Annotated in this window: 3 pseudogenes; all 3 read right to left on the bottom strand. The window is 47.8% G+C overall.

The window, feature by feature from the left end:
• Nucleotides 1-110: pseudogene (vscS, locus tag R7E00_RS24480) on the bottom strand (SctS family type III secretion system export apparatus subunit VscS); the annotation flags it as partial.
• A 13-nt stretch (nucleotides 111-123) separates the two neighbouring features.
• Nucleotides 124-774, bottom strand: a pseudogene (gene vscR / locus R7E00_RS24475) (SctR family type III secretion system export apparatus subunit VscR).
• Nucleotides 771-1,162: pseudogene (vscQ, locus tag R7E00_RS24470) on the bottom strand (SctQ family type III secretion system cytoplasmic ring protein VscQ); the annotation flags it as partial. The pseudogenes vscR and vscQ, both read right to left, overlap by 4 nt.

Here is a 1,162-nt window from a genome sequence, read left to right as displayed (position 1 = left end):
AGCGACACTAAGGTGCCGACTAATGCTGCGACTAAAATTGGTGGCAGCGACAAGAACAGAACCAAAGTGAGTGCTTGCGTTGTGAAATGGATGATTTCTGCAGGATTCATTCTCTCTCCTTCATCAACCGTAACTCAGCACTAAGCCGTGCGTGAGTTTTGTCCAGCCATCAAGCAAAACGAAAAGCAGTAACTTGAAGGGCAGAGAAATGGTCATCGGTGACACCATCATCATCCCCATTGCGAGCAGAATATTGGAAACAATCAAATCGATAGCGATAAACGGCAAGTAGAGTAGGAAGCCGATTTCAAAAGCCCGCGTTAACTCGCTGACCGTAAATGCAGGCAGCAACAGCAATAAGCTGTCGGATTCCAAACGGTCCACGTATTTTTGCGGCCACAGTGTACGTGCTGCGTCGGTAAAAAATATCGCTTCGGTTTCACGAATGTGCTTTTTCAAAAACTCGCGATACGGCTGTAAACCACTTTCAATCAGGCCCTCAACGCTGGCAGAGTCTTCCAAAGAAATGTCGTGCTGTTTTACGTAGTCGTACGTTTCAAAGCCAACCGGTGCCATGATGAAAATCGACAAAATGATCGCTCAGCCATACAGCGCCATATTCGGCGGAATCTGTTGTACGCCAAGCGCATTTCGCAGCAGCGAAAACACGACCGCGAGTTTCACAAATGAGGTCGCCATCATGGCGATAAACGGGATCAATGCCAGCAACGCTAGGCTGACAATGAGGTTTAGCTCATCAGGTAACTGAATCATGCCGGCTCCTGAGTGCCGCCGAATAATTCAAGCACACGTACACCTAAATGATCGTTGACGTTTACCAGTTCACATTCACCAATGATTTTACCATTCGCGCGCAGTGTCACGGGCTTAGACACCGGTTGGTTGAGCTCGAAAACGTACCCAGGTTGCAGTTGGTTGAGTTGCTCCAGCGTGACGGTTTGGTGGCCGATGTCGAACGTGAGTTCCACAGGCAGTTGCTGGTGGTCTGTGAGTGTTTCGGATGTGCTTACGTCATTCATGTTGGTTTCTTTCTCAATGATGTAGAGGGTGTTGTCTTCAAGTTGACAACGCCACAGATTCTTATTGGATACCTGAACAATCGCTTGTTGCTGAGCGATGTAGCATTGGTCAAAAAAGATCA

This window comes from Vibrio sp. Vb1755 (assembly GCF_033338635.1).
GTDB lineage: Bacteria > Pseudomonadota > Gammaproteobacteria > Enterobacterales > Vibrionaceae > Vibrio > Vibrio alginolyticus.
The sequence above is the reverse complement of the archived record's forward strand: the minus strand, read 5'-3'. Positions and strand labels throughout refer to the sequence as shown.